1 protein-coding gene is annotated in these 2,442 nt (G+C 27.5%); it reads left to right on the top strand.

All coding sequences use genetic code 4. From position 1 onward, the window contains the following. The coding region (locus BU00_RS04720; protein ID WP_036459073.1) for a glycosyl hydrolase family 65 domain-containing protein at positions 1–2,364 on the top strand (2,364 nt) is incomplete at its 5' end. Between the last annotated feature and the right edge of the window lie 78 nt (positions 2,365–2,442).

Genomic DNA, 2,442 nt, shown 5'->3' with positions numbered 1-2,442 from the left:
GTAAAAAACAAAACAATTTCACAAGTTAAATTTGATAAAAAAGTTACAGCAAAAACAGAAAGTATTTTTGCTTTAGGTAATGGTTATTTAGGGATAAGAAGCGCTGATGAAGAAAGAAAAACTTACAACAAAGAAGACTTTTTTGTTAATGGTATTTTTAATAAAGATACAAAAGATGATGTATCTGAATTAGCTAATCTTGCAGACTTAATGAGCACACCAATTTATTTTAATGGTGATGAATTTAAGGTAAATTCACGTGATAAATATGAAAAAACTTTATACGTTCGTGATGGTGTTTTAAAAAGAACAATTGAAGCAGAAAGACCTTTTGGTAAAGTTTTATTAACATTTGAACGTTTTGTTTCACAAAATGATTTAAATGTGTATGCTCACAAAATTAAAATAGATATTCTTGAAACAAAAAATAATGATGAAGTTGTAGTTACCGTTAAACCGGCTATCAATGGACAAGTAACTAACTCTGGTACACAACATTTTGGTGAAGGTAATAAATCAAGACCTACAAAAGAATCATTGAGAATGGATCAAAAAACAACATTTTCTAAAAGATTTGTGATTCATAATCTTGTAACAAAGTTTTTCTACAATAACGAACAAGTTTTAGGTGGAACAGATGATTATTTAATAGAAATGAAACGTCGTTATGTTGGATTTAAAATTAATCAAAAAGTAAAAACAGGTGATGTTATTGTTCTTGAAAAATTAATGTCAGTGCACACAAGCATAGATGGTTCTAAACCCACAAATAATTTTGATTTAGTTCTTAACAATGCAAAAGCAAAACATTTAGAATTATTAGCTGTAAACTATGAGGACTTAAAATTAAAATCAATTGAATATATGAAAAACAATGTTTGAAATCAATTTTTTGTAAAGATTGATGGTGATCAAGAAGCAGAATACGATTCACTAGCATTAGATTTTGGTATTATGCACTTAAATGGTTTTGTTCCAAAACATTCATCTAATGTAAATGTTGGTGCTAAAGGTCTTTCTGGTGAAGGATATCAAGGTCATACTTACTGAGATACAGAGTTCTTTATTAATCCTATTTATCTTTTCAATAATCCAAGTATTGTTAAAAATCTTCTAACATATAGATATAAAGGAATAAAAGGAGCAAGACAAAAAGCTCTTGAAATAAAAGAAAGAAAAGAAGAAAGCAACTTAATTGGTGCACAATTCCCATGAGAAATGGCTTGGCCTACAGAAGGTGAAGTTTGTCCTTATTGAGGTCAAGCAGATGTTGTTTCAGGTCAACAAGTTCCTATTGCTTCAAGACGACAAGAAATTCACGTTTCTGCTGATGTAGCTTATGCTATTAATCAATATTATCAAATAACAAATGATCAAAATTTTATGAATAAAATGGGTTATGAAATGATCATTGATACTGCAATTTTTTATGCGTCACGTGCTGAAAGGCAAAATGATGGTACATATGAAATAAAAGATGTAATGGGTCCAAACGAATATAAAGGAAACATTGATAATAATGCATACATCAATATGTTTGCAAAACATAATATTGATTTAGCTCTAAATTATATTAAAGATTTAAAGAAAAATAATCCTAAACTTTTAGAAGCAATTAAAAATAAATTACCATATAAATTAAATATTGAACAATTAAAAGATGTTCAAAATAATTTAAAACAACAACAACCTAACAAAGATTTAGTTATTGCTGAAAATGATCAATTTTTACAATTACCAAAAATTGATGTAAAACCATTCCAAATGCTTGGTGATGCAGGTAAAAAATTATTTAACACACAAGAAGGTCACAAAAGACTTTGTTCTCAACTTGTTAAACAAGCAGACGTGGTATTACTTTTAAATATCTTACCTCACTTGTATAATAAAGAAATTAGAAAAGCAAATTTTAACTACTATGAACCATTAACTACACATGACTCTTCATTATCTCCTGCAACATATGCAATAGAAGCAACAAGATTAAAAATGATTGATAGTGCTTATCATATTTTCAAATATGGAATTAATATTGATATGGGACCTGCAATGCATACTTCAAATGCAGGTATACACGCAGGTTCATTAGCAGCAATTTATCAAATGATTGTATTTGGTTTTGGTGGTTTAGATTGACACAATAATAATTTACACTTAGATCCTCTTTTACCCAAAAATTGAAATAATTTAGAATATAAATTTACATATAAAGGTTCAGACTTTCTTGTTAATGTTTCTAAAACAAAATATACCATTGAAAGATTATCAATTAATGGTCAAAAGGAAATAGAAATTTTAACACCAAATCAAGTGTTAAAATTCAATTCATTAGACAAATATGAACTAGAGGTAATTAATGATTAAAGGTTTTGTTTTTGATTTAGATGGTGTTATTACAGACACAGCAATTTTACATTTTGAATCTTGAAAAGAAATTGTTAA

The sequence above is a fragment of the Mycoplasma leonicaptivi ATCC 49890 genome (genome assembly GCF_000622205.1).
Classification (GTDB): Bacteria; Bacillota_I; Bacilli_A; order Mycoplasmatales; family Metamycoplasmataceae; genus Mycoplasmopsis; species Mycoplasmopsis leonicaptivi.
Note: the sequence above shows the minus strand (reverse complement) of the source record. Positions and strands in the feature narration are given on the sequence as shown.